The sequence below is a fragment of the Pseudomonas sp. NPDC087804 genome (assembly GCF_044742965.1).
Taxonomy (GTDB): domain Bacteria; phylum Pseudomonadota; class Gammaproteobacteria; order Pseudomonadales; family Pseudomonadaceae; genus Aquipseudomonas; species Aquipseudomonas rustica.
Map to the genome: position 1 here is coordinate 427,458 of NZ_JBIUVN010000001.1, position 22,850 is coordinate 450,307.

Here is a 22,850-nt window from a genome sequence, read left to right on the forward strand (position 1 = left end):
GGTTTTCCATCTAACACAGTCGGTGACTGATACACCGCTATCGCGAGCAGGCTCACTCCTACAAAAGGCAGGAGCGAGCGGTGCGGGTTACTTTGGATAACCGGCGCGCTTCATCTCGCGTTCAGTGGATTGCTGCGCGGCAGCGAGGGCTTGATCCACCGTGGTCTGGCCGATCAGCGCTGCCGAGAACAGCTTGCCGACCTGCGTGCCCACCGCTTGGAACTCAGGAATGGTCACCAGTTGAATGCCGATGTACGGCACCGGTTTCAGCGTCGGTTTGCTCGGATCGACAGCCTTTAGCGATTCCAGCGTGATCTTGGCGAATGGCGCGGCGCTCATGTACGCATCGCTGTAGGTCGAGGCGCGAGTACCCGGTGGAACGTTGGCGATGCCATCGGTCTTGGCGACCAGTTCGCCATACTCTTTGGACGTCGCCCAGGCGCTGAATTCTTTCGCGGCGTCTTTTGCCTTGGAACTGGTCGGAATTGCCAGTGCCCACGAATACAGCCACGCCGAGCCTTTATCAGTCACCTGATGCGGGGCGAAAGTGAAGCCGACATGATCAGCCACTTTGCTTTGAGTCTTGTCGGTCACGAACGAGCCGGCGACGCTGGCATCAACCCAGATCGCGCACTTGCCGCTGTTGAACAGGGCGAGGTTTTCGTTGAAACCATTACTTGTAGCGCCCGGCGGGCCGGACTTCTTCATGGTGTCGACGTAGAAGTTCAGCGCGTTTTTCCATTCGGGGCCGTTGAATTCCGGCTGCCACTTCTCATCGAACCAGCGCGCGCCGTAAGCGTTGGCGACGGTGCTGATCAGCGCCATGTTCTCGCCCCAACCGGCCTTACCGCGCAGGCAGATGCCGTACTGCTCTTTATCTTTGTTGGTGAGTTTTTCCGCGAAGCCGGCGATCTCTTCCCAGGTCGGCCGCTCCGGCATGATCAGCCCGGCGTCCTTGAACAGATCGGTGCGGTAATAGGTGATCGAGCTTTCGGCGTAGAACGGCAGGGCGTACAGCGAACCCTTGACCGACAAACCTTCACGCACTGACGGGAACACATCGTCGAGGGCGTAACTGGCCGGCAGATCTTTCATCGGCTCCAGCCAGCCTTTTGCGCCCCACAGTGCAGCTTCGTACATGCCGATGGTGAGCACGTCGAACTGGCCGCCCTGGGTGGCGATGTCGGTGGTCAGGCGTTGACGCAACACGTTTTCTTCGAGCACCACCCAATTGAGCTTGATGTCCGGATGCTCGGTCTCGAAGGTTTTCGAGAGCTTCTGCATGCGGATCATGTCGCTGTTGTTGACGGTGGCGATGGTCAGGGTCTGGGCGCCAAGGCTGACGCTGCTGAGGGTCATGCAGGTGAGGGCAAGCAGAGCTTTTGCAGTGGGTTGCATCGTGCACTCCTTTTCTGCGCCCGGCGGGGGCAGAAGGACAGTTATTGTTTTTGTGTCTTCCGACTGCAGGAAGAATGTGCACTGATTACAGCCTTCAATGGCCGGGCTGACAAATCATCCCTAGCACTGGAATCAATACTTTTTTGCACTGGGGTTTGAAGGAGTAAACGCAGGGAAGGGGTTTTCAGCGGTGCGGCTCGATCGGATGTGTACAGGTTTAACCCGGAACTGTAGGAGTGAGCCTGCTCGCGATAGCGGTGTGTCAGTCACTTATATCTTTGCTGACAATCCGCAATCGCGAATAGGCTCACTCCTACAAGGGAATGTTGGTGTCAGCCGTGGTTTTGTTCGGTCAGGCGCTGTACCGCCAGGCGGCGATAGTGCGACGGCGTCATGCCTTTGAGTTGCTGAAAACGCCGATTGAAGTTGGAGATATTGTTGAACCCCGACTCGAAACACACCTCCGTCACCGGTTTATCGCCATCGGCCAGCAACTCGCACGATTTACTGATGCGCAGTCGATTGACGAACTCAATGAAATTGCGCCCCGTGGCTTGCTTGAACACCCGGCTGAAGTAGGTCGGCTTCATGTTCAGATGCTCGGCGACTTCTTCCAGTGTTATCTCGCGGGCGTAGTGCGTGAAGATGTAATCGACCGCGCGGTTGGTGCGATCGATGTTGTGCTCGTCAGCCAGTTGCGGGGTCGTCGCGCCGGACAGCAACTGAAAGTCATCACTGGCTGCCAGCAGCTCCATCAGAATGAAAAAATGCCCGAGCCGCGTGATGCCTTTGGTGTCAGCGATTCGTTGCATCAATGTCATGGCTTGACGAATGGTGCGTTTGCAGCGGAATTCGATGCCGTACTGCGCACGCTCCAGCAACGGTGCCAGAGTTTTCAGCTCGGCGAAAATCTGATTGCCGCTTTCGAACAGATCGTCTGTGAAGTTGACCAGCATGTCGCGCTTCTCCACGACTTCATCCTCCGCGACCTGGCTGATCCAGTTGTGCGGCAGATTCGGGCCGGTGAGAAACAGCGTTTCCGGGTAAAAGTTACCGATGTAGTCGCCAATGAACACCTTGCCGGAACTGGCAACAATCAGGTGCAGTTCGTATTCCTTGTGAAAATGCCAACGCACCAATGGGCAAGGGAAACCGTGCTGGCGGTAAATGATGGACAACCCGTTGTGGTCATCCATCAACTCGTAAGAGGGGTCGGTCACTCGGGCTGTTCGGGACATGGCTGGGCGCTTTTTTTGTTATCGCACGCCAATCATGCCCCTTTCTAACCGGGTTCTACTACCCGTGTCATGGATTTGCCTGGATTCTGGAATGCAGTGCCTCGCCGTAAACCGCTTTCATGCTGGTGGCGCTCCAGCACAGGCGGACGATGTCTGACTCCTCGAAAAAATCAGTGCTGATGATGCTGCAACGGGTGACCCAGTCTCGCGTGGTGTCAAACCAGTCGTTGATGTGGTTCTTGATGCGCTGCGGGCCGCCGAGCACCGAATAGCTGGTCGCCGATAGCGACCAGAGTGACAGGGGGTAGGGTGCGCCTTCCAGCGACGTGCGGATGTGGGTTTGCAGATCCGTGGTATCGGTGAAGCGTTTGCCGCTCCATTTGTGTTTGATCCGGAACCAGAAGTAGTCCTCGTCCAGTTCACGTTTGGCAGGTGCCGCCATGATGATGCGGCGTTGCGTGCTGTTGCGTTTCAACTGGTCGATGGTTAGCAGGCTGTCCGAGGGCGATATGGCGCGCGAGCCGAGGCGCGCCATGATCAGGTCATTGAAGCGCTGGAAATCGAACGGCTTTTCAGCGTCGCCCAACTCATGAAAATCGAGCACGATGAATTCATCGCGGTTCCGATCAAGGAATGTGGTGAGCGCCGTCATCAGTTCATCGAGGGTGCGACCGGATGAATAACCGTTGTGGTGGCAGTAGAACTGCGGCTGTTGCCAGTGAGCGGTGTAGCCGAGGCGAAGGTCAAACGCTCTCGCGCCATTGGCCAATTGCCAGGCAAAGGAATCGTTCTGGCAGGTTGTCCAGTTGCCGAATACGCTGTCGTAATCGGGGGCTTTGCGATCCATACCGCTGTTATGTGTGCCGGGCCAGACGATATCGGTCAACCTCAGCCGCCCGATATCCAGTACGTTGCCCATCCAGGTGTTTTTGTCGAGTACGCCTGTTGCAATGCTGTTCATGAGCCATCCTTGTCGTTGTTATCACACCATTCCATGGCGCAATACATTCATGATGCGGATGTGACGGTGTTGCACATCCGCCGTTTCCCGGTGGTTACCGGATTTCATGAACCAGCTTAGAGCCTGTCAGTACTTTTGCCAGTGTTTGACATATCTGCACAAATATAGCGATCTAATATTACTCGGCTAGCGCTCAACGTCCCTTGAGCAGATTGACGACTCGGCAGAAGTTAACGATCTGTGATTCTTCAATGAAGTCGACATTAATGATGTTGCACTTTCGCGCCCAGTCACTTTTTTGCGGGTCAAACATTAAATCCAGGTCTTTGTGTATATCAACAGGGCCGCCCGTACCGCTGTAACAGGTGGCGGAAAGTGTCCAGTTATTGTAATCGCCAGGCGGATTGCTCATCACGTCAGTGATGAAATTGCGTAGGTCACTGACATTCGGGGTGGACAGCCCAGACCATTTACTTTGCACTTCGTCATGAAACAGGCTGGCGTCGAGCTCGCTGTATCGAGGCGCACAGACCAGCACACGTTGCAGCGGGCTGATTCTCTTCAGATCGCCAAGCGTGAGGTGCTTGTTACGGGCAGGAATCATGCGCGGCCCCAGCGCTTGCACGATCAGTCTGTTGAACAAGGCGAAATCAAACGCGCCTTTGCCATTTTTGAAGTTTTTGAAGTCTAGAATAATAAACTCGTCAGGATTGACGGACAGAAAGTCCCGGACTTCTACGACGAGGTTTTCCAGGGTGCGCGACGACAGATATTCGTTATGGTGAAAGCGAAAACGATCAAATCCCTCCTTGGCCCCGGCGTCGTAACACAAGCGCACATCCAGCGCCCGGGAACCGTGATTCAGCTGGCTGGCGAAAGACTGGTGCTGACAGGCAAGCCAGTGTTTTCCCGGTATCAGTGCATAGGATGCTTGCCAGTCACAACCGGCGTTGTGAGTACCGGGTAGCGTCAACTCGCTAAGCGTGAGTCGATCAACTTCTCGTGTTGCAGTCATCCAGTTTTTGTTTGGGTAATTGTCCATGTGTTTGCGTCCCTGCATCGGTGGGTTATTTAAGTCGCACATTAATGCTGGTTGCATTAGTGCGAAAAGTGCAGGGTTTTTATAAGGCTTGGCGCAGGCTGCGCCAAGCGTCGGAGTAATGCGAAGTGTGTGAGTTGCGGCTATTTCGAGTTCTTTGCTTCAATCCACTGCGACATGTATTGAGTGCTCTTGTGCAAGTGATGGCGCAACATGCTGCCAGTGAAATTGTTGGTTCTAAGTTGCGATAAGTTGTTTGTGCAATGCAGTAATTTGTTGATCAGTGCCGGGCCGTGAACAGCGTGTTGATAACGATCCGCTAATAATAAGTATCCCGCCGATTGCGCCTTTTGCCAGTGCGCCTCATCGCGGTATAGCCGAACCGCTTCCTCCGCCAGTGCTTGCGCCGAAACACTGACCGCCCCTGGCCACGAATGATCGCCGTGCATGGCTTCCGCTCCAATCGGCGTGGTTACGCTTGGCGTACCACAGAGCATTGCATCGACCAGTTTGCCCTTGATCCCGGCGCCGAAACGCAGCGGCGCCAGGCATACGCGGGCCTCGGACATTACTTGCAGCGCATCCTCTGCCCAGTTCATCACATGAAAGCCTTGCGCAGGATTGTGCAGCGCCGTGGCTTTCGGCGGCGTGTAGGCACCATAAAGGTGTAGTTGCGCCTTGGGCAATTGCGCGCGGATCAAGGGCCAGACGGTCGACTTCATCCAGAGCACCGCGTCCCAGTTGGGCGCGTGACGGAAGTTGCCAATGCTCAGGAAGTGTTCGCGATCATCGAAAGTCCGAGGTGTGGCAGTCGGCGGATCGATCATCAGCGGACACCAGTGCAGCAAATCTGCCGGCAAGCCGAACTGGTCTTGCAGCAGCTGGATCTCCACTTCGGAGATCATCAGGTTCAGGTCGCAGCGATACAGCGAGGCGATTTCCCGTTTGGCCAGATCGGTGTTGGCCATCAGATCAAACTCTTCGCGCAGCGCCGGCGCGAACAGTTCGCTGAAGTCGTTTTCGTCGGCGCTGGCCTTCAGGCGATCTTTAAGACGCTGATGACGGGCATGCCGCAGGCTTTGCAGGTCGGAGGTTTCCAGCACACGCAGAGCATCAGGGCAGTGCTTTTCAACACGCCAGCCGAACTGTTCTTCCATCATGAACTGGTCAAACAGGACAATATCCGGCGCGAGCTCAGTAATAAAGGTATCGAATGTGCTGCTGTTTAGCTCGATAGGCACTTCGCGAATGCCCAGTTCGGCCAGATCAGCCTTGTGCTCGCCTGGGCCGGCAGGGCTGCTGAACGTGATCTCCCAACCTTGCTGCAAGAACGTTTCAAGGATTTGCATGACGTGCCCACTGGCAGCCGAAGAGCGTGGTTCCGGCCAGACGTAGCCAATAACCAGGACTTTGGTGGGGTGGGGCTGGTGCATGCGGGTATTTCCTTGAGACAGGCTGTGGCCAAAAACGGGGCGCAATTAAACCACAGCCAGCCTGGATCTTAGTTGCCCGGGTTGAGGACAGCCTTGACCATGTCGCGCAGTTGATCGATTGAGAAAGGTTTGCCGATCACGTGCATGTCCGCCGGAACCTCGATGGTTTCGGCGTAGCCGCTGGCGAACAGGATCGGTAGAGCAGGGCGCAGTTTGCGCGCTTCAGTGGCCAGTTGCTTGCCGTCCATGCCGGGCAAACCAACGTCGGTCATCATCAGATCAATGTGCTGACCGCTATCCGCGAGTTTCTCCAGCGCCTGCTCGCTGCCGTCCGCCTCGAGCACACTGAACTCCAGTTCCTCCAACACATCGACGATGAGCATACGCACGATGTCGTCGTCTTCTACGACAAGGATGGTGGCGGAGGTGGCGGGCATAATAAAGGCTCTCAAGGGGTGAATTCGGGGGCGCCGGTCGATCAAAAATGCCGGGCTCTTGCATGAGTAAGTGGCGCATAGCCACAAGTTCCCGAACGGATACAAAAAAGAATAGCGGCAAGGATACCGGTTGGTCGCTGTGATAGCGCTGGCAAATGTAGAAAAATGCGCCAAAACCGATGAGAAAAATGGATCCATGCCGGGGTTTTGGGGCAAACTCTCGGGTTTTCAACAGTTCGACAAGGCTGCCCCATGTCCACTCCGTCTTCGGTTGATGAGCAACGGTTTCGCAAACTTCTGAGCCGCAACATCGGTCTGCCGCTGGGCGTCGGTGTGCTCAGTGCCGTGTTTTTCGTGTCGCTGATCACTTATTTGCTGTCGGTCATCCAGTGGGTGGAACACACCGACCGGGTGATCAATAACGCCAACGAAGCGGTGAAACTCACCGTTGACCTGGAAACCGGCATGCGCGGCTTCCTGCTCAGCGGTGACGAGCATTTCCTTGATCCGTACGAGACGGCCAAGCCGCGCATTGCCGTAGCGCTGAAAACCCTGACCGAACTGACCATCGACAATCCGGTGCAAACCGATCGTTTGCGTCGCCTTGAGGCCTTGCAGACTGAATGGGCCAATTACGCGCAATCCATGATCGATCTGCAGCGATCCAGCGGCGATTATCGGGGCGCGGTGAAGGCTGGGCGGGGCAAGCGCCTGACCGACGAAATCCGTAAGCAATTCGAAGACGTGATTGAAACCGAGCAAGTCCTGCGCACTACGCGTAATGAGGACGTGCGCCGTACGACGATCTGGAGCATCAGCCTGTACCTGCTGTTTATCGCCGGTATCAGTGGTTTGCTGGCCTACATTGGCCGTCGTGACCTGATGACGTTGTCGGGAAACTACAGCGCCAATCTCGCCGCACAACAGGCCAGCGCCGAACGTCTGGAGCAGCAGGCATGGCTGCGCAACGGTCAGACCGAACTGGCCGAGCAAGTGCTGGGGCAACTGACCCTCAATCTGCTGGGCCGCAACATTCTGCAGTTCTGCGCGCAATACCTCGGTACCGCCGTAGCCGCTCTTTATGTCCGTGAAGAACACGGCGGGCTCAAACGCGTGGCCACTTACGGCTTCTCCCGCGAGCAGGAAGAACAGGATCAATCGATTTACAGCGGCGAGGGCATAGTGGGCCAAGTGGCACAAACGTCGCGTCTGATCCGTCTGGATTCAGTGCCGGTCGACTATTTCAAAGTCAGCTCCGGGCTGGGTGAGGGTTTGCCGCACAGTGTGCTGGTGGTGCCGACCAGCGATGATGATCGGGTCAATGGCGTGATCGAACTCGGTTTCCTGCGCCCGCTCAATGACCGCGACATCGAATTACTGGAGTTGATCGCCGGCAACATTGGTACCTCCATCGAGGCCGCGCGTTACCGTCAGCGTTTGCAGGAAGTGCTGGCCGAGACCCAGCAGCTCAACGAAGAGTTGCAGGTGCAGCAGGAAGAGCTGAAAACCGCCAACGAAGAGCTGGAAGAACAATCGCGGATTCTCAAGGAATCCCAGGCGCATCTGGAAACCCAGCAAGTCGAGCTGGAGCAAACCAACGAGCAGCTCGCCGAACAGGCGCAGACCCTGGCCGAGCAGCGCGACGCCATGGATGAGAAGAACACCGCCCTCAATCAGGCGCAGGTACAGCTCGAAGAGCGCGCCGAAGAGTTGCAGCGTTCAAGCAAATACAAATCCGAATTCCTCGCCAACATGTCCCACGAACTGCGCACGCCGCTGAACAGTTCGTTGATCCTGGCCAAGCTGCTGGCGGAAAACCCGCAGGACAATCTCAGCGCCGAACAGGTCAAGTTCGCCGAGTCGATCTATTCGGCTGGCAACGATCTGCTCAACCTGATCAACGACATTCTGGACATTTCCAAGGTCGAGGCCGGCAAGCTTGAAGTGATCCCGGAGAACACCAGTGTTGCGCGTCTGGCCGATGGCCTGCGTGGCGTGTTCGAACCGATGGCCAAAGACAAACAGCTGACCTTCACCGTCGATTTGCAGCCGGGCACGCCAGGCATGATGTTCACCGACCGGCAGCGTCTGGAACAGGTGATCAAAAACCTGCTGTCCAACGCCGTCAAGTTCACCGAGAAAGGCGCGGTCAGCCTGACCATTGCCGGCCAGCCGAATGACCAGATCGCGTTTGTTGTGCGTGATTCGGGGATCGGCATCGCGGCGGATCAGCAGGAAAGCATTTTCGAAGCGTTCCGTCAGGCCGACGGCACCACTAACCGCAAGTACGGCGGCACCGGGTTGGGCCTGTCGATTTCCCGCGATCTGGCAACGTTGCTCGGCGGTTCGATCAGCGTCAGCAGCACGCCGGGGCAGGGCAGCGTGTTCACCCTGTTGCTGCCGCTGCAGTACAGCGAGTCGGGCGAAATCTCGACTGCACCTTTAACGTTTACGCCGCCAGCGCCGACCGCGCCTGTACCTTTGGCGCCGATCGTCTCGCCATTGGCCCCGGTGCATATTCCGCGCTTCGCCGATGACCGCGATAAAGCTCCATTCGCCACACGCTGCATTCTGGTGGTGGAAGACGAGCCGAATTTCGCCCATATCCTTTATGACCTGGCCCACGAGTTGGGCTATCAGTGCCTGGTTGCTCACGGCGCGGATGAAGGCTATGACCTGGCGAAAGAGTTTATTCCGGACGCCATCCTGCTCGACATGCGCCTGCCCGATCACTCCGGTCTCACTGTCCTGCAGCGTCTGAAAGAGCGCGCCGAAACCCGCCACATCCCGGTGCACGTGATTTCGGTCGAAGACCGCGTTGAAGCCGCGATGCACATGGGCGCCATCGGTTACGCGGTCAAACCGACCACCCGCGAAGAGCTGAAAGACGTGTTCGCGCGTCTCGAAGCGAAGCTGACGCAAAAGGTCAAACGCGTGCTGTTGGTTGAAGACGACGATTTGCAGCGCGAAAGCATTGCGCGATTGATTGGTGACGAGGACATCGAAATCACCGCCGTCGGTCTGGCGCAAGACGCCCTGGAGCGGCTGCGCGAGACGGTTTACGACTGCATGATCATCGACCTGAAGCTGCCAGACATGCTTGGCAACGATCTGCTCAAACGCATGGCCACTGAGGACATCTGCTCGTTCCCGCCGGTCATCGTTTACACCGGGCGCAACCTGACCCGCGATGAAGAGGCCGATCTGCGCAAGTATTCGCGCTCGATCATCATCAAGGGTGCGCGTTCGCCTGAGCGTTTGCTCGACGAGGTCACACTCTTTTTGCACAAAGTCGAATCGCAGTTGTCCCATGAACGGCAGAAGATGCTCAAGACCGCGCGCAGCCGCGACAAGGTCTTCGAGGGCCGCAAAATCCTGCTGGTGGACGACGATGTGCGTAACATTTTCGCCCTGACCAGTGCTCTGGAAACAAAAGGCGCAGTCGTGGTGATCGGCCGTAATGGCCGCGAAGCGATTGAAAAACTGAATGAAGTCGAGGACATCGATCTGGTGTTGATGGACGTGATGATGCCGGAAATGGATGGTTTCGAAGCCACCATTGAAATCCGCAAGGATCCGCGCTGGCGCAAACTGCCAATCATTGCGGTGACGGCCAAGGCCATGAAGGACGATCAGGAGCGCTGCCTGCAAGCGGGTTCCAACGATTATCTGGCCAAGCCCATTGACCTGGATCGCCTGTTCTCGCTGATTCGTGTGTGGTTACCGAAGATGGAACGTATTTAGTGGAAGGCAGCAGTCCAGCCGAACGAAACAGCGAAATCGAATTACGTTTGCTGATTGAGGCGATCTACCTCAAGTACAGCTACGATTTTCGCGATTACTCGGGCGCTTCGATCAAGCGCCGGGTGCAGCACGCGTTGAGCCAGTTCGAGTGCGCGACCATTTCGGCGTTGCAGGAAAAGGTTCTGCACGACCCAACCGCGTTCATGCAGTTGCTGCAACTGCTGACGATCCCGGTCAGCGAAATGTTTCGCGATCCTTCGCACTTCCTCGCGATTCGCAAGGAAGTGGTGCCGTTGCTGCGCACCTATCCGTCGATCAAAATCTGGATCGCCGGTTGCAGCACGGGTGAGGAGGTCTATTCGATGGCGATACTGCTGCGCGAAGAAGGCCTGCTCGATCGCACGATCATTTACGCCACGGACATCAATCCGCGCTCGCTGGACAAGGCCAAGCAGGGCATTTTCTCGATGGAGAACGTCCGTGCCTATACCGCCAACTACCAGCAGGCCGGCGGTCAGCGTTCATTTGCCGAGTACTACACTGCCGCGTATGGCTACGCGATATTCGACAAAACGCTGTGCGAGAACGTGACGTTTGCCGACCACAGCCTGGCGACCGACAGCGTGTTCTCCGAAACCCAGCTGATTTCTTGCCGCAATGTGCTGATCTATTTCAACAAGAAGTTGCAGGATCGCGCCTTCGGGCTGTTCCATGAATCGCTGTGCCATCGTGGTTTTCTGGTGCTCGGCAGTAAAGAGACGCTGGATTTTTCCAGCTATGCCAATCAGTTCGAGCCGTTGGTCAAACAAGAACGGATTTACCGCAAAACATGAACGAGGCCGTGGCTTTACCTCGCGTCGAGGCGATTGTGGTCGGTGCTTCCGCCGGTGGCGTTGAGGCGTTGCTGAGCGTGCTCGGCCCACTGCGCAGCGGGTTTGTGCTGCCGATTATCGTTGTGCTGCACCTGCCCGAAGAGCGTCGCAGCCAATTGGCCGAAGTCTTCGCGCGGCGTCTGGACATGCCGGTGCACGAGGCGATCGACAAGCAGGACATTGCCGCTGGTACCGTGTATTTCGCCACGCCGGGCTATCACCTGTCGGTGGAGCAGGATCGCAGCCTGTCGTTGAGCCTTGAGGATCGTGTGCATTACTCGCGGCCTTCGATTGATTACCTGTTCGAGTCCGCCGCTGATGCCTACGGCTCGAAGCTGGCCGCTGTATTGCTGACCGGCGCCAATCACGACGGTGCGCGCGGGCTGGCACAAGTCAAACGTCGCGGAGGCCTGACCATTGTCCAGGATCCGCAAGAGGCGCAAGTCGCCACCATGCCTCAGGCTGCGCTGAACATTCAGCAGCCCGATCATGTCCTAACCCTTAACGGCATCGGCCGTCTGCTTGTCGAGCTGGAACGAATCGCATGCTGAGTAATATTCAAGCCAAATTGCTGATCGTCGACGATCTGCCGGAAAACCTGCTGGCGCTCGAAGCCTTGATCAAACGCGAAGACCGCACCGTCTACAAGGCGTTGTCGGCGGACGAAGCGTTGTCGTTGCTGCTGCAGCACGAATTCGCCATGGCCATCCTCGACGTGCAGATGCCGGGGATGAACGGGTTCGAACTCGCCGAGTTGATGCGCGGCACCGAGAAAACCAAGAACATCCCGATTATCTTCGTCAGCGCCGCCGGTCGTGAATTGAACTACGCGTTCAAGGGTTACGAGAGCGGCGCGGTCGACTTCCTGCACAAGCCGCTGGATATCCATGCGGTGAAAAGCAAGGTCAACGTTTTCGTCGATCTGTACCGCCAGAGCAAGGCGATGAAACAGCAGGTCGAAGCGCTGGAGCAGGCCCGTCGGGAGCAGGAAGCGCTGTTGCAACAGTTGCAGAGCACTCAGTCGGAGCTGGAGCAGGCGGTGCGGATGCGCGATGACTTCATGTCAATCGTCGCCCACGAAGTGCGTACGCCGCTCAATGGCCTGATACTCGAAACGCAGCTGCGCAAGATGCACCTGGCACGGGACAACGCGTCGGCGTTCACCCTCGACAAGATGCACGCCATGGTCGATCGCGACGAGCGGCAGATCAAAAGCCTGATCCGCTTGATCGAAGACATGCTCGATGTTTCGCGCATCCGCACCGGCAAGCTCTCGATTCGGCCGAACCGTTTCGATCTGGTGCAGTTAGTCAGCAATCTGTTGCAGAACTTTGCGCAACAGATTGACGCGGCGGAAACCGAAGTATCGTTCACGGCGCCAGAGCCGGTCGAAGGTCACTGGGACGAGTTCCGCATCGAGCAAGTGGTGTCGAACCTGATCACCAACGCCCTGCGCTACGGCGGTCGCAGCCCGGTCAAGGTGCGTGTTTACCGCGAAGGCGATGAGGCGCGCATCGAGGTCGAGGACAATGGCATCGGCATCAGCGCCGAGAATCAGAAGCGAATTTTCCAACAGTTCGAACGGGTGTCCGCCAAGACGGTAGTCGCCGGGCTCGGGCTGGGTCTGTTCATTTCCGAGCAGATCGTCGCCGCCCATGGCGGTTCAATCGTCGTCGAGAGTGAAATCAACGAGGGCGCCCTGTTTCGCGTTTGTCTGCCGATCGAGGAAAACGGCAAATCTGACGCAACCTCTGATTGACCGCACGGTCGTATCAGCAGCTATTGACCGAACAAAGGCTTCCCATGAGCGTAGATGCACAAGATGTAGTACTCGTCGTCGAGGACGAACCGGTTATCTTGATGGTTCTGACCGATTACCTGTCGGGTCAGGGTTACCGCGTGTTGCAAGCGGAAAGCGGCGAGCAGGCGTTCGAGATTCTGGCGAGCAAGCCGCATCTGGATGTCCTGATCACTGACTTCCGTCTGCCTGGCGGTATTTCCGGCGTGCAGATCGCCGAGCCAGCCGTCAAATTGCGACCGGATCTAAAAGTGATCTTCATCAGCGGTTACCCGCAGGAGATCCGCGAAACCGGCAGCCCGATCACGCGCAAGGCGCCGATTCTGGAAAAACCGTTTGATCTGGATGTCTTGCAGGAGAAAATTCAGGAGCTATTGGCCTGAAAACAGGGCGGTTGGCGGCGTACCTGTAATTTCTGACAGTTGACTTGACTGACGCCATTGCTCAATAACGACCTCGATATCCACGTCGGGGTCGTGCTTCATGCATCGAGAGACACCAGTGCTCAGCGCCATTGACCCTTGCGGTCGGTTGCTGCGCAAGGTCGCTTATCATCGGCGCGCTCCGACGGATCCGGCCGAGCCGCGCATTACCCATCAAATGTTTGACCCTGCCGGGCGTGTGACGCGAATACGTGATCCGCGCCTTTTCTTGATGGCGGGGCGTCATTCTGAAGTCGCCAGTCAGCGCATGCTGTACAGCCTCTCGGGCACCCCGTTGTTATCTGACAATAACGATGCCGGCTGCCGACTGAATTTGCTTGCCGAAGCCGGACACGCCGTCCTTCACTGGGATCAGGTAGGTCACCAAAGGCGTCTGGTTTACGACGATTTTTTGCGACCCGAGCAAATTTTTGATCAGGCTCATTCCGAGGCAGAGTGCCGTACCGCTTGGTTCACTTACGCGGATGCCAGTCCGGCATCTGCTGCCAGAAATTGTTGCGGCAAGGTGATTCGTCACGATGACGAGGCTGGAACGTTGCATTTCCGTGAATTTGGCGTGTCCGGAACAGTGCTTGAGCAGTCGCGGCGTTTTCTCAGTTCACCGGAACGGCCTGACTGGCCAAGTGAAGAAAACGCACGGGATCTTTTGCTCGAACCGCAAAGCGCCACTTCGAAATCAGCGCTGAATGCTGTCGGCGAGCCGATTTGCCTTACGGATGCCAAGGGCAATGAGCAAATCCTGCGTCAGACGAAGGCCGGCGAGTTGTATGAAACCTGCTTGAAAATGGCGGGCTCGGGCAATCCACTTACGCTGCTTCGCGATATTCAATACAACGCCGCCGGTCAAATCGAACAGCAGACCAACGCCAATGCTTTGGTGACCATCTGTTGTTACGAACCGGCGGACGGCGGCTTGATCAGGCTGAGGACGCACGCTGCGAATACCACGCCCTTGCAGGATCTTCATTACCTCTACGACCCCGTTGGTAACCCCGTCAGAATCACCGATGCAGCCTTTGGCGCTCAGTACTTTCGCAACCAGCGCGTCGCCGCTACCAGCACCTATGGGTATGACACCTTGGGTCAATTGATCAGCGCAACCGGGCGACAAAAAATCAGTGCTCTCGGTGGCCCTCAGCTCCCTCAGTTTGTTTCACCGCCTGATGCGAACCAAATGGAAAACTACACACAGGATTTCCACTACGACGCGGGCGGCAACTTGCACACTTTGTTGCACCACGCCAACAGCGGTAGCCGTACCGAGCGTACCGCTGTGGCCGCACTTAATAACCGCAGCCTGCCTTTTGTAAATGATTTGCCACCGACTGAAGAGGTTATCGGTCAGGGCTACGACCGCAATGGCAACCTCAAGGCATTGCAACGTGGGCAAACGTTGTTTTGGGGGACGCAAAACCAATTGCGTCGAGTGGATCAGGTCATCCGGGAGGAGGCCGCGAATGATGCCGAAATCTATGTCTATGACGGTACCGGGCAGCGCGTACGAAAGATCCGTAGCACAGTGACGTCCAAGCGCACCCTGACTCATGAAACGCGTTATCTGCCTGGACTGGAAATCCGCACAAGCCCCAAAGAAACGCTGCACGTAATCAGTGTCCAGGCTGGACGTTGCCGAGTTCAGGTTTTGCATTGGGAGCAGGTACGAAGCGCAGACAATCCGCCGGATCAACATCGCTACAACCTGTTGGATCATTTGAGTTCCAGCACTCTGGAGCTGGACGGTGACGGAGGGCTGATCAGTCAGGAGAGCTATTACCCTTACGGCGCAACGGCGTGGTGGGCGGGAGCGAACAGAATACAGGCCAGCTATAGAACCCTTCGTTACTCAGGCCAGGAGCGTGACGCAACGGGGCTTTATTACTTTGGTCGGCGTTACTATATTCCCTGGCGACAACGTTGGGCCAGTGCGGATCCGGTGGGTATCGAGGATGGTTTGAATCTGTACGGCATGGTCGCGGGTAATCCTGTGAGGTATGTCGATTTGCAGGGACTGTCACGATGGGACACGGTGAAAGCGGCGGGATGGGCCGGGGCCGTGGACTTCGGCGCGAAACTGGTGGGATCCGGCATGAAGATCCTCCTTGCCCAAGCGTTGACAAAATGGAATCCGGCAAGTGGTTTGCTGGTTGCTGTCGGGGCGGGGTCAGCAGTCATCAACGGAGCGATCGCAGGCGCTTCGTGGGTCAGTGCAAACCAATCTGAAGGAATCGGCAATCCGCGGCGGTATCTCGAGCGTACGGCTGGAGCGGTCGGTGGCGGGTTATTCACAGTTGCGCCAATTGTGCTGGAGGAAATTTTGAGCCCGGGAGCGAATATGGCGGCCATCACACAGATTACTAAGTTGTTCGGTAATGTCGGTTTTGAAGGTGTCGCTCAAATGCCCCCCAACGTACCGAACAACGCTTGGGCGGGCGTGCCTCCAGGCTCGGGAATCAAGGCGGAGATAGCGGCGGTAGTCATCACAAAAGGCGCCGCGAAGATTCTTGAAAATAAAGTGTTCGATGCTCCCGTTGGAACAGAGGTAAACCTGGTTCAAAATCTGCTCTACCCTGCGGTCACCAAAGGTGCTGCCGCTATGAGCATGAGTGTTGCGCGCAGTTTTTTTCCGGAAGACGCGCCCTATGCAGAGGCTCAGGACGGGGCGCCAGAGTTCTCGACAATAAAAGAAATCTGTAATGTGGCCGCTCGCGATTTCTTCGACGCTGGGCCTCGAATGATCAACCAGTTAGTGCAATCCACAGCCAATCCTGAGGCGGTGGGTGAGGGCGCGCTAACGGGAGTCTTGAGTTTTGGCGTCAGCTCCGCATTTCAGGTTACGCGAAATGCCTACAAGCGAGACATGAAATCGGGCCTTGAAAAAATGTTGACGTCGCCGTCCGTGTTGAATGGAAAGCCGCCGCGAAGTTACGGGACTTTGACTCCTAGATGATGTTCCCGCGTTTTTACGGGTTCTACCTGACAGTTCTGACAGTTGACGTGGACGATGTAACGGCGAATAAAGGATGCACAAATCTTCGTGCCTGCCACGTGTCACGCGGGCGAACCAAACCTGAGGGATGGCGAACATGGATCGTTGCACACCCGCACTCGCTGTGATCGACTCCAGCGGTATGGCCGTTCGCTCGGTTGCCTATTGCCGGCAATCGGAGACGGATGCGCCTCAGGCACGTATCACCCAAAACATTTATGAACGGCAAACCCGTACCTGCCATAGCCGCGATCCCCGACTGTTTACGCTGTTTCAAAATGACTCCACGCAGCCTGCTAACCAGACGACCTTGTCCAGCTTGTCCGGCACCTCGTTGCTGTCGGTCAACGCTGACGCCGGTTGGCGTCTGAGCCTGGCCGGCGCCAGCGGCCAAGCGCTGGAAAGCTGGGGTCAGAAGCTTAATCACCGCCGCGTGGCTTACGATGAGTTGCTGCGGCCAGCGTTCCTTTTTGAGCAGGAGGCGGGTGAGGAGATCCGGCGCAGCGAATGTTATGGCTGGGCCGACGCAAGCGCCGAATCCGCCCTGCACAACGTTAGCGGGCAACTGATTCGTCATGATGACGGGGCGGGTACACGTTCTCTCGATGAGTGCAGTGTCTTCGGTTCGCCACTTGCGCAGACGCGGCGGTTTCTCGACGCGCTGGAGTTGCCCGACTGGCCGGAAGATCCCGCCGGGCGCGACGTCCTGTTGGAAGTTGAAGGCGCGACCACGCGTAACAGTTATAACGCGGCGGGTGAGCAGATTCGCCATATTGATACGTTGGGCAATGAACAATTACTGCGTCAGACTCGGGCAGGGGAGCTATTCGAAACCTGTTTGAAGTTGTCTGGCGCTGGCGGTTATACCTCATTGGTGAGCGACATTCGCTACAGCGCCACTGGTCAGATCGAGCAGCAATCGGCGGGAAACGGGGTCGTAACGCGCAGTGTTTTTGATACGCAAAGTGGACAGATCATCAGCTTGATCGCGCAAGTTGCCAACGAACCGCCGCTACAGCAACTGACCTACGCCTATGATGCAGTGGGTAACCTTCTCAGCATCAGCGATGCTGCCCAGCCGATCCGTTATTTCCGCAATCAGCGTGTCGCTCCTCTCAATACCTACCGCTATAACACGCTTTATGAATTGATCGCGGCCACTGGCCGGCAATGCGTCAACGGGTTGGGTGGGCCACAGTTGCCGGAGTTCATATCGCCACCGGATTCCACTCAACTGGAAAATTATCAGCAGACGTTCGATTACGACAGCGGCGGCAATCTGCTGACGCTGCAGCACATTGCTGACAGTGGTCAACGCACAGAGCGCACCGCTGTCGCCGCCTATAGCAACCGCAGTTTGCCGTATACCGCGGCCGATGTGCGTCCGGGAGAGGGTGATATCGCCGCAGGATACGACGGCAATGGCAATCTCAATGTCCTGCAAAAAGGTCAGAACCTGTTGTGGAACGGACGTGACCAGTTACGCCAGGTCGATCAAGTGATTCGCAATGCAGAACCGAACGACGCGGAGCGCTATATCTATGATGGTGAGGGGCAGCGCGTGCGAAAAATTCGCACGGCTTACAGCTCCCGCCGAACCCGTACCCATGAAACCCGCTACTTGTCCGGGGTGGAAATTCGTACAACGCCGGAAGAAATTTTGCACGTCATCAGCGTCGCGGCCGGGCGCTGCACCGTGCAGATTCTGCATTGGGAAAAAGGTCGACCGGTGGGCATTCCCGACGATCAAGCTCGCTACACCCTGACGAATCATCTCAACTCCAACAGTCTGGAGCTTGATGCCGACGCTCGGCTTATCAGCCAGGAAAGTTACTATCCTTACGGCGGTACCGCCTGGTACGCCGGGCGCGACAAAGTCGAAGCGAGTTACCGGACGGTGCGTTATTCCGGGCAGGAACGGGATGCAACCGGACTGTATTACTACGGGTTTCGCTATTACATGCCCTGGCGCCAGCGGTGGCTAAGTGTGGATCCGGGAGGTACGCACGACGGGTTGAATCTGTATCGGATGGTGGGGGGGAATCCGATCGGCTTCGTCGACGCTCAAGGGCTGGAGGAAACGCCTGTCACCCACCCGGTTACCCGGTTTGAATATGGTAAGGCCGCGTTGACTGCGGGCGCGCGCGGGGCGGTAAAAGGGCTAATAAGGTACGGTGCCGGCAAGGCAGCAGGCGCTGTATTAAGTGGCGCTTCGAAAAGCGTCTTGATGTCTCTCTCAGCGAATCTAAACGGCGTGGCTTGGGCTTACTCAGGAGGTTCACTCGCGAAGCTGGCGTATGATTCTTATTATCCCGATTCTGGTTCGAGTCTCGGTCGAGCCGTAGCGTTCGCGTCAGGTGCCCTACCTGGCTTCGCAATTGGTTATACAACCGCTATATTTTCCGACCCGTTAGCCGTATTGGTTGGTGTTTCCAAAGATTTTTCCGGCGAGCTCGGCACAAGGTTGTTCAGCCCCATTGGTCCCAAGATTCAATATAACGGAGACGCCACGGTTGTATCGCAACTCGTCGATAGCGGCGGCAGTGTGATCAACAATGTAGTCGAGGGCGTGTTAGAGAATGTTTTGGCCGACAGTTTGCCGGAAGGGGTGTTTCCCATGGTCAATGGCGCGACCAAAGGCGTCATCACTACGAGCGTGCTCGCTTCGTCGATAGTTCCAGCCAGTTATTACGGAAGCAAACATGGAGACCTCGTCGCACACTGGAAGGATCTTCCTAACGGTTTGAAAGCAATTGGGCACGACCTCGCCGTGGGTGTCATAACTAATGAGGGTAACGCCCTTATCAACGAAGGACTTATTAAGCTCGGAAGTGAAAATTTACCGAGTGCTATAAAGGCCGGTCTTTACAATCTTCAAGTCGTCAGTGAGGCCAATGCATTGGGCGGTGAGTATGTCTTGAAGGGTATTGGCTGGACTGGCGTGAGTGCCGTTTCGACTGTCACGACACCCAGCGCGGATTCAGAAAAGAACATAAAGGCTGCTGCTGACAGGCAAACTCGTCAACGAACTTCCGTGCGCCGCAACTCTGCTGAAAGGGTGCCTTTGAGGAGTTCCAGGGTCTGATAGGTAGATAAAACGTCACTGCCGGATCATCTCCCTGACCTTCGCCGTCAGAAGGTCAAAGGTGAACGGCTTGGTGATCATCTGCATTCCCGGATCGAGGAACCCGCCGCGCACGGCCGCGTGTTCGGCATATCCAGTGATAAACAGCACCTTCAACCCCGGCCGATATTGACGACCAATCTCGGCCAACTGCCGACCATTCATGCCGGGCAGGCCAACATCGCTGATCAGAAGATCAATACGCTGCGCCGAATTCAGAATCGGCACAGCACCATCGGCATCCCCGGCCTCGACGAAGGCATAACCCAGCTCGCTCAAAACCGCGCTGACCAGCACGCGAACGGCTGGGTCATCTTCGACGATCAACACGGTTTCACCGTTGATTGCATCCGGCGCTTGCTGGATATCGGTGTCGGGTTGCTCAAGTTCTTCGCCACGGAAGCGCGGCAGGTAGAGTTTCACCGTGGTGCCTTGATCGATTTCGCTGTCGATCGAAACATGCCCGCGTGACTGTTTGCTGAAGCCGTAAATCATCGACAGACCGAGCCCGGTGCCCTGGCCGATTGGTTTGGTGGTGAAGAACGGATCGAACGCGCGGTTGATCACGCTTTGCGGCATGCCGCTGCCATTGTCGGTGACGCTGAGCATCACGTAATCGCCGGGCTCAAGGTTGCTGTAGGCCTCGGTGAATTCGCGATGCAGCACCTGATTGCTGGTTTCGACGATCAATTTGCCACCCTCGGGCATGGCGTCGCGGGCGTTGATCACCAAGTTGAGCAGGGCGCTTTCCAGTTGATTCGGATCGGCCTCGGCGACCCACAATTTGTCGTTCAGGCGCATGTCCAGCTGGATGCTTTCGTTGAGACTGCGTTGCAGCAGCTCGCCCATCGACAGCACAAGGGTATTCATCTGTACGGCTTTGGAATCAAGCGACTGCCGACGAGAAAACGCCAACAGCCGATGGGTCAGGCCTGCGGCGCGGTTGGCAGAGGTCACGCCCAGATCGATCAGGCTGTCGAGATCATCCAGACGTCCACGCGCAAGTCGCCGGCGCAGCAACTCAAGGCTACCGATGATCCCGGTGAGCATATTATTGAAGTCGTGAGCGATACCGCCCGTGAGCTGGCCGACCGCTTCCATTTTTTGCGACTGGCGCAACGCTTCTTCGTTGTGGCGAAGTTGCGCGGTGCGTTCCTCGACCTGTTGTTCGAGGGTTTCCAGTGTCGATTGCAGACGCCGTTCGCTTTCACTCAGATCGATCAAGCGGTCGCGGGCTTCATATTGTCGTCGTCGACCGCGCAGGGCGGCGGAGACCATACTGACCAACGTGGCCGGGTGGAAAGGGCGCTCAAGGAAGCTCACATTGCCCAGTAAAGTGCTCAGGCGTGAGGAGGGACCTTGTTCCTGTCCGCCGTGATGGGTGAGCAGCACGATCGGTAGATCCGACCAGGCCGGTTGTTGCTCCAGATGCTGGAACAACACCTCCAGCTCCGGGCCACGCAACGCTTCCGCGGCAATCAACAACAACCCGGCGCCAGGTTCCAGTTGCGAACACAGCGTCGCCAGATCCGGCGTGATCAAACCACCAAATCCAGCTTCATTGAGGATCATCAGCGCAATTTGGCTGTCGCGACCCACGGGCGCCAGAATCAGCGCCCGTTCGGCCAGCGGCGTAGTCACCGTCACAAGTTATCTTCCTGCAGCAGCGGTTTGCTCGCGCCGAGGTAAGTCGGTACGCCACGAAGCACGCCCTGGAAGGCTTCCAGCGGTTCACCAATGGTCATGCCTTGCGTGGAAATGCGGTATTCGCGAATGGTCGATTCGTGGCTGCCGGTGCGTTTCTTGATGATGGAAATCGCCCGCCGGACTTTGCCGAGGGCTTCGAAGTAACGCAACAGAATCACCGTGTCGGCCAGGTAAGTGATGTCGACCGGCGCTTGCATATCGCCGACCAGACCATGTTGGGCGACGGTCATAAACGTCGCCGCGCCTTTGCGGTTAAGGTACAGCAGCAACTCGTGCATGTGCAGCACCAAGGCATTTTCTTCCGGCATCGCGGCTTGATAGCCGTTGATGCTGTCAATCACCACGGTTTTGATTTCGCCTTCATCGACGCAGCGTCGCACGCGGTGGGAAAACTCGCCCGGCGACAGTTCGGCGGCGTCTACCTGTTCGATCAATAGATTGCCGGTCGCTTGCAGGGCCTTGAGGTCGATGCCGATATTTCTCATGCGCTCGAACAGCAAACCCAGTTCTTCATCGAAAATGAACAACGCAGCTTTCTCGCCACGCGTCACTGCCGCAGCGGCAAAGATCATCGAGATAAGCGATTTACCGGTACCGGCCGGGCCGAGAATCAGTGTGCTGGAACCGGTTTCGATGCCACCGCCGAGCAGGGCGTCCAGCTCTTTGATGCCGCTGGTGAGCTGCAGGCGTGCATATTCTCCACGGTGTTCGGCGGCGACCAGCCTTGGGAATACGTGAACGCCGTCACCCATGATGGTGAAGTCGTGGAAACCGCCGCGATACTTCTGACCGCGGTATTTGACCACCCGCACGCGGCGGCGCTCGGCGCCATAGTTTGGGGTCAGCTCTTCCAGACGAATCACGCCGTGGGCCACGCTGTGCACGGTTTTGTCGAGGGACTCGGTGGTCAAATCGTCGAGCAACAGTACGGTAGCGTTGTAGCGCACGAAGTAATGTTTGATTGCCAGAATCTGCCGGCGATAGCGCAAAGAGCTTTGCGCCAGCAAACGGATCTCCGACAGGCTATCGAGCACGACGCGGGTCGGTTTGAAGCGTTCGACCGCTTCGAAAATCTGCTTGGTTGCTTCGCCCAACTCCAAATCGGAGGAGTACAGCAAGCTCTGCTGATGCTCGGCATTGAGCAGGCTTTCCGGTGGCGTCAGCTCAAAAATCTTGATGTTCTCATCCAGCTCCCAGCCGTGGGAGAGCGCACCCTGGCGCAATTCATTCTCGGTTTCCGACAGCGTGATGTACAACGAGCGTTCGCCGGCTTTCGCGCCGGCCATTAGAAAATGCAAAGCGACCGTGGTTTTACCGGTTCCAGGTTCTCCTTCCAGCAGGAAAACATGCCCGCGCGATAAGCCACCGGCCAGGATGTCATCCAGGCCCACAATGCCGGTGGCGGCTTTTGCACTGATCAACTCGTTAGATGTAGACAAAAAATGCCCTCTCATGACTAGGGGAAGCGAGGCAGCTGACTCGATTGAGCTGCCTGATTACTTGACCTTGGGCCGTGATGGCAGTTCCGCTCTTTCTTCTTGAAAGTTTACGGCGAACACAAAAAGCTGAGGCAGGATTTTGTGGCGAGGGGATTTATTCCCATTGGCGTGCGCAGCAGGCCCTGCTTTTGGTGAAGAGGGGCCGCTGCGCGACCCAACGGGGATAAATCC

General features: G+C 56.8%; 15 protein-coding genes. 7 read left to right on the forward strand and 8 right to left on the reverse strand.

The window, feature by feature from the left end; translation table 11 throughout:
• Positions 1–87: 87 nt before the first annotated feature.
• The 6 genes from ACIOMO_RS02040 to ACIOMO_RS02065 form a co-directional block, all read right to left on the reverse strand.
• Positions 88–1,398: an ABC transporter substrate-binding protein gene (locus tag ACIOMO_RS02040; RefSeq protein ID WP_401237758.1), complete on the reverse strand. Its 1,311-nt coding sequence runs from the start codon at positions 1,396–1,398 to the stop codon at positions 88–90.
• A gap of 332 nt (positions 1,399–1,730) precedes the next feature.
• Entirely contained in the window at positions 1,731–2,636 is a 906-nt protein-coding gene (locus tag ACIOMO_RS02045) for an AraC family transcriptional regulator (protein WP_159811328.1), read from the reverse strand.
• A gap of 67 nt (positions 2,637–2,703) precedes the next feature.
• Positions 2,704–3,597, reverse strand: coding sequence for a phospholipase (locus ACIOMO_RS02050; RefSeq protein WP_053119892.1), 894 nt, complete (start codon positions 3,595–3,597; stop codon positions 2,704–2,706).
• A 193-nt stretch (positions 3,598–3,790) separates the two neighbouring features.
• On the reverse strand, positions 3,791–4,639 hold the full coding sequence (locus ACIOMO_RS02055; protein WP_401237760.1) for a phospholipase: 849 nt from the start codon (positions 4,637–4,639) through the stop codon (positions 3,791–3,793).
• 140 nt (positions 4,640–4,779) lie between these two features.
• The gene (locus ACIOMO_RS02060; protein ID WP_401237762.1) at positions 4,780–6,069 is read right to left on the reverse strand and encodes a glycosyltransferase; all 1,290 of its coding nucleotides are present in this window, start codon (positions 6,067–6,069) and stop codon (positions 4,780–4,782) included.
• Positions 6,070–6,137: 68 nt separating this feature from the next.
• Positions 6,138–6,506 (reverse strand): response regulator, encoded by a 369-nt coding sequence (locus tag ACIOMO_RS02065; protein WP_401237763.1) that lies wholly within the window; start codon positions 6,504–6,506, stop codon positions 6,138–6,140.
• Between the two features lie 252 nt (positions 6,507–6,758).
• On the opposite strand from ACIOMO_RS02065, the gene ACIOMO_RS02070 reads away from it, so the two are divergent.
• From ACIOMO_RS02070 to ACIOMO_RS02100, 7 genes are all read left to right on the forward strand, one after another.
• Positions 6,759–10,250, forward strand: a complete 3,492-nt coding sequence (locus ACIOMO_RS02070) for a response regulator (protein ID WP_401237764.1) — start codon at positions 6,759–6,761, stop codon at positions 10,248–10,250.
• Entirely contained in the window at positions 10,250–11,083 is an 834-nt protein-coding gene (locus ACIOMO_RS02075) for a protein-glutamate O-methyltransferase CheR (RefSeq protein ID WP_053119903.1), read from the forward strand. Before ACIOMO_RS02070 ends, ACIOMO_RS02075 begins: the two co-directional genes overlap by 1 nt.
• Positions 11,080–11,673 carry a chemotaxis protein CheB gene (locus ACIOMO_RS02080; RefSeq protein WP_053119905.1) on the forward strand — a complete coding sequence of 198 codons (594 nt, stop codon included), beginning with the start codon at positions 11,080–11,082 and terminating at the stop codon, positions 11,671–11,673. Before ACIOMO_RS02075 ends, ACIOMO_RS02080 begins: the two co-directional genes overlap by 4 nt.
• Entirely contained in the window at positions 11,667–12,881 is a 1,215-nt protein-coding gene (locus ACIOMO_RS02085) for a hybrid sensor histidine kinase/response regulator (RefSeq protein ID WP_159811323.1), read from the forward strand. Before ACIOMO_RS02080 ends, ACIOMO_RS02085 begins: the two co-directional genes overlap by 7 nt.
• A gap of 44 nt (positions 12,882–12,925) precedes the next feature.
• A complete protein-coding gene (locus tag ACIOMO_RS02090) occupies positions 12,926–13,303 on the forward strand; it encodes a response regulator (protein WP_053119909.1) in 378 nt (125 codons plus the stop codon).
• A gap of 118 nt (positions 13,304–13,421) precedes the next feature.
• Entirely contained in the window at positions 13,422–16,310 is a 2,889-nt protein-coding gene (locus ACIOMO_RS02095) for an RHS repeat domain-containing protein (RefSeq protein ID WP_401237766.1), read from the forward strand.
• Positions 16,311–16,446: 136 nt separating this feature from the next.
• Positions 16,447–19,434 carry an RHS repeat-associated core domain-containing protein gene (locus tag ACIOMO_RS02100; RefSeq protein WP_401237767.1) on the forward strand — a complete coding sequence of 996 codons (2,988 nt, stop codon included), beginning with the start codon at positions 16,447–16,449 and terminating at the stop codon, positions 19,432–19,434.
• Between the two features lie 15 nt (positions 19,435–19,449).
• Here the strand turns inward: ACIOMO_RS02100 and ACIOMO_RS02105 are convergent, their stop codons facing one another.
• Together ACIOMO_RS02105 and ACIOMO_RS02110 are read right to left on the reverse strand one after the other, a co-directional pair.
• Complete coding sequence (locus ACIOMO_RS02105; protein WP_401237768.1) at positions 19,450–21,120, reverse strand: ATP-binding protein; 1,671 nt, start codon at positions 21,118–21,120, stop codon at positions 19,450–19,452.
• A complete protein-coding gene (locus ACIOMO_RS02110) occupies positions 21,117–22,619 on the reverse strand; it encodes an ATPase domain-containing protein (protein WP_053119916.1) in 1,503 nt (500 codons plus the stop codon). Before ACIOMO_RS02110 ends, ACIOMO_RS02105 begins: the two co-directional genes overlap by 4 nt.
• Between the last annotated feature and the right edge of the window lie 231 nt (positions 22,620–22,850).

Excerpts from the sequence above, each read along its gene's own strand:
- ACIOMO_RS02055 (WP_401237760.1), bottom strand. The coding sequence starts at position 4,639 with ATGGACAATTACCCAAACAAAAACTGGATGACTGCAACACGAGAAGTT.
- ACIOMO_RS02100 (WP_401237767.1), top strand. The coding sequence starts at position 16,447 with ATGGATCGTTGCACACCCGCACTCGCTGTGATCGACTCCAGCGGTATG.
- ACIOMO_RS02040 (WP_401237758.1), bottom strand. The coding sequence starts at position 1,398 with ATGCAACCCACTGCAAAAGCTCTGCTTGCCCTCACCTGCATGACCCTC.
- ACIOMO_RS02050 (WP_053119892.1), bottom strand. The coding sequence starts at position 3,597 with ATGAACAGCATTGCAACAGGCGTACTCGACAAAAACACCTGGATGGGC.
- ACIOMO_RS02070 (WP_401237764.1), top strand. The coding sequence starts at position 6,759 with ATGTCCACTCCGTCTTCGGTTGATGAGCAACGGTTTCGCAAACTTCTG.
- ACIOMO_RS02045 (WP_159811328.1), bottom strand. The coding sequence starts at position 2,636 with ATGTCCCGAACAGCCCGAGTGACCGACCCCTCTTACGAGTTGATGGAT.
- ACIOMO_RS02065 (WP_401237763.1), bottom strand. The coding sequence starts at position 6,506 with ATGCCCGCCACCTCCGCCACCATCCTTGTCGTAGAAGACGACGACATC.
- ACIOMO_RS02090 (WP_053119909.1), top strand. The coding sequence starts at position 12,926 with ATGAGCGTAGATGCACAAGATGTAGTACTCGTCGTCGAGGACGAACCG.
- ACIOMO_RS02060 (WP_401237762.1), bottom strand. The coding sequence starts at position 6,069 with ATGCACCAGCCCCACCCCACCAAAGTCCTGGTTATTGGCTACGTCTGG.
- ACIOMO_RS02080 (WP_053119905.1), top strand. The coding sequence starts at position 11,080 with ATGAACGAGGCCGTGGCTTTACCTCGCGTCGAGGCGATTGTGGTCGGT.
- ACIOMO_RS02085 (WP_159811323.1), top strand. The coding sequence starts at position 11,667 with ATGCTGAGTAATATTCAAGCCAAATTGCTGATCGTCGACGATCTGCCG.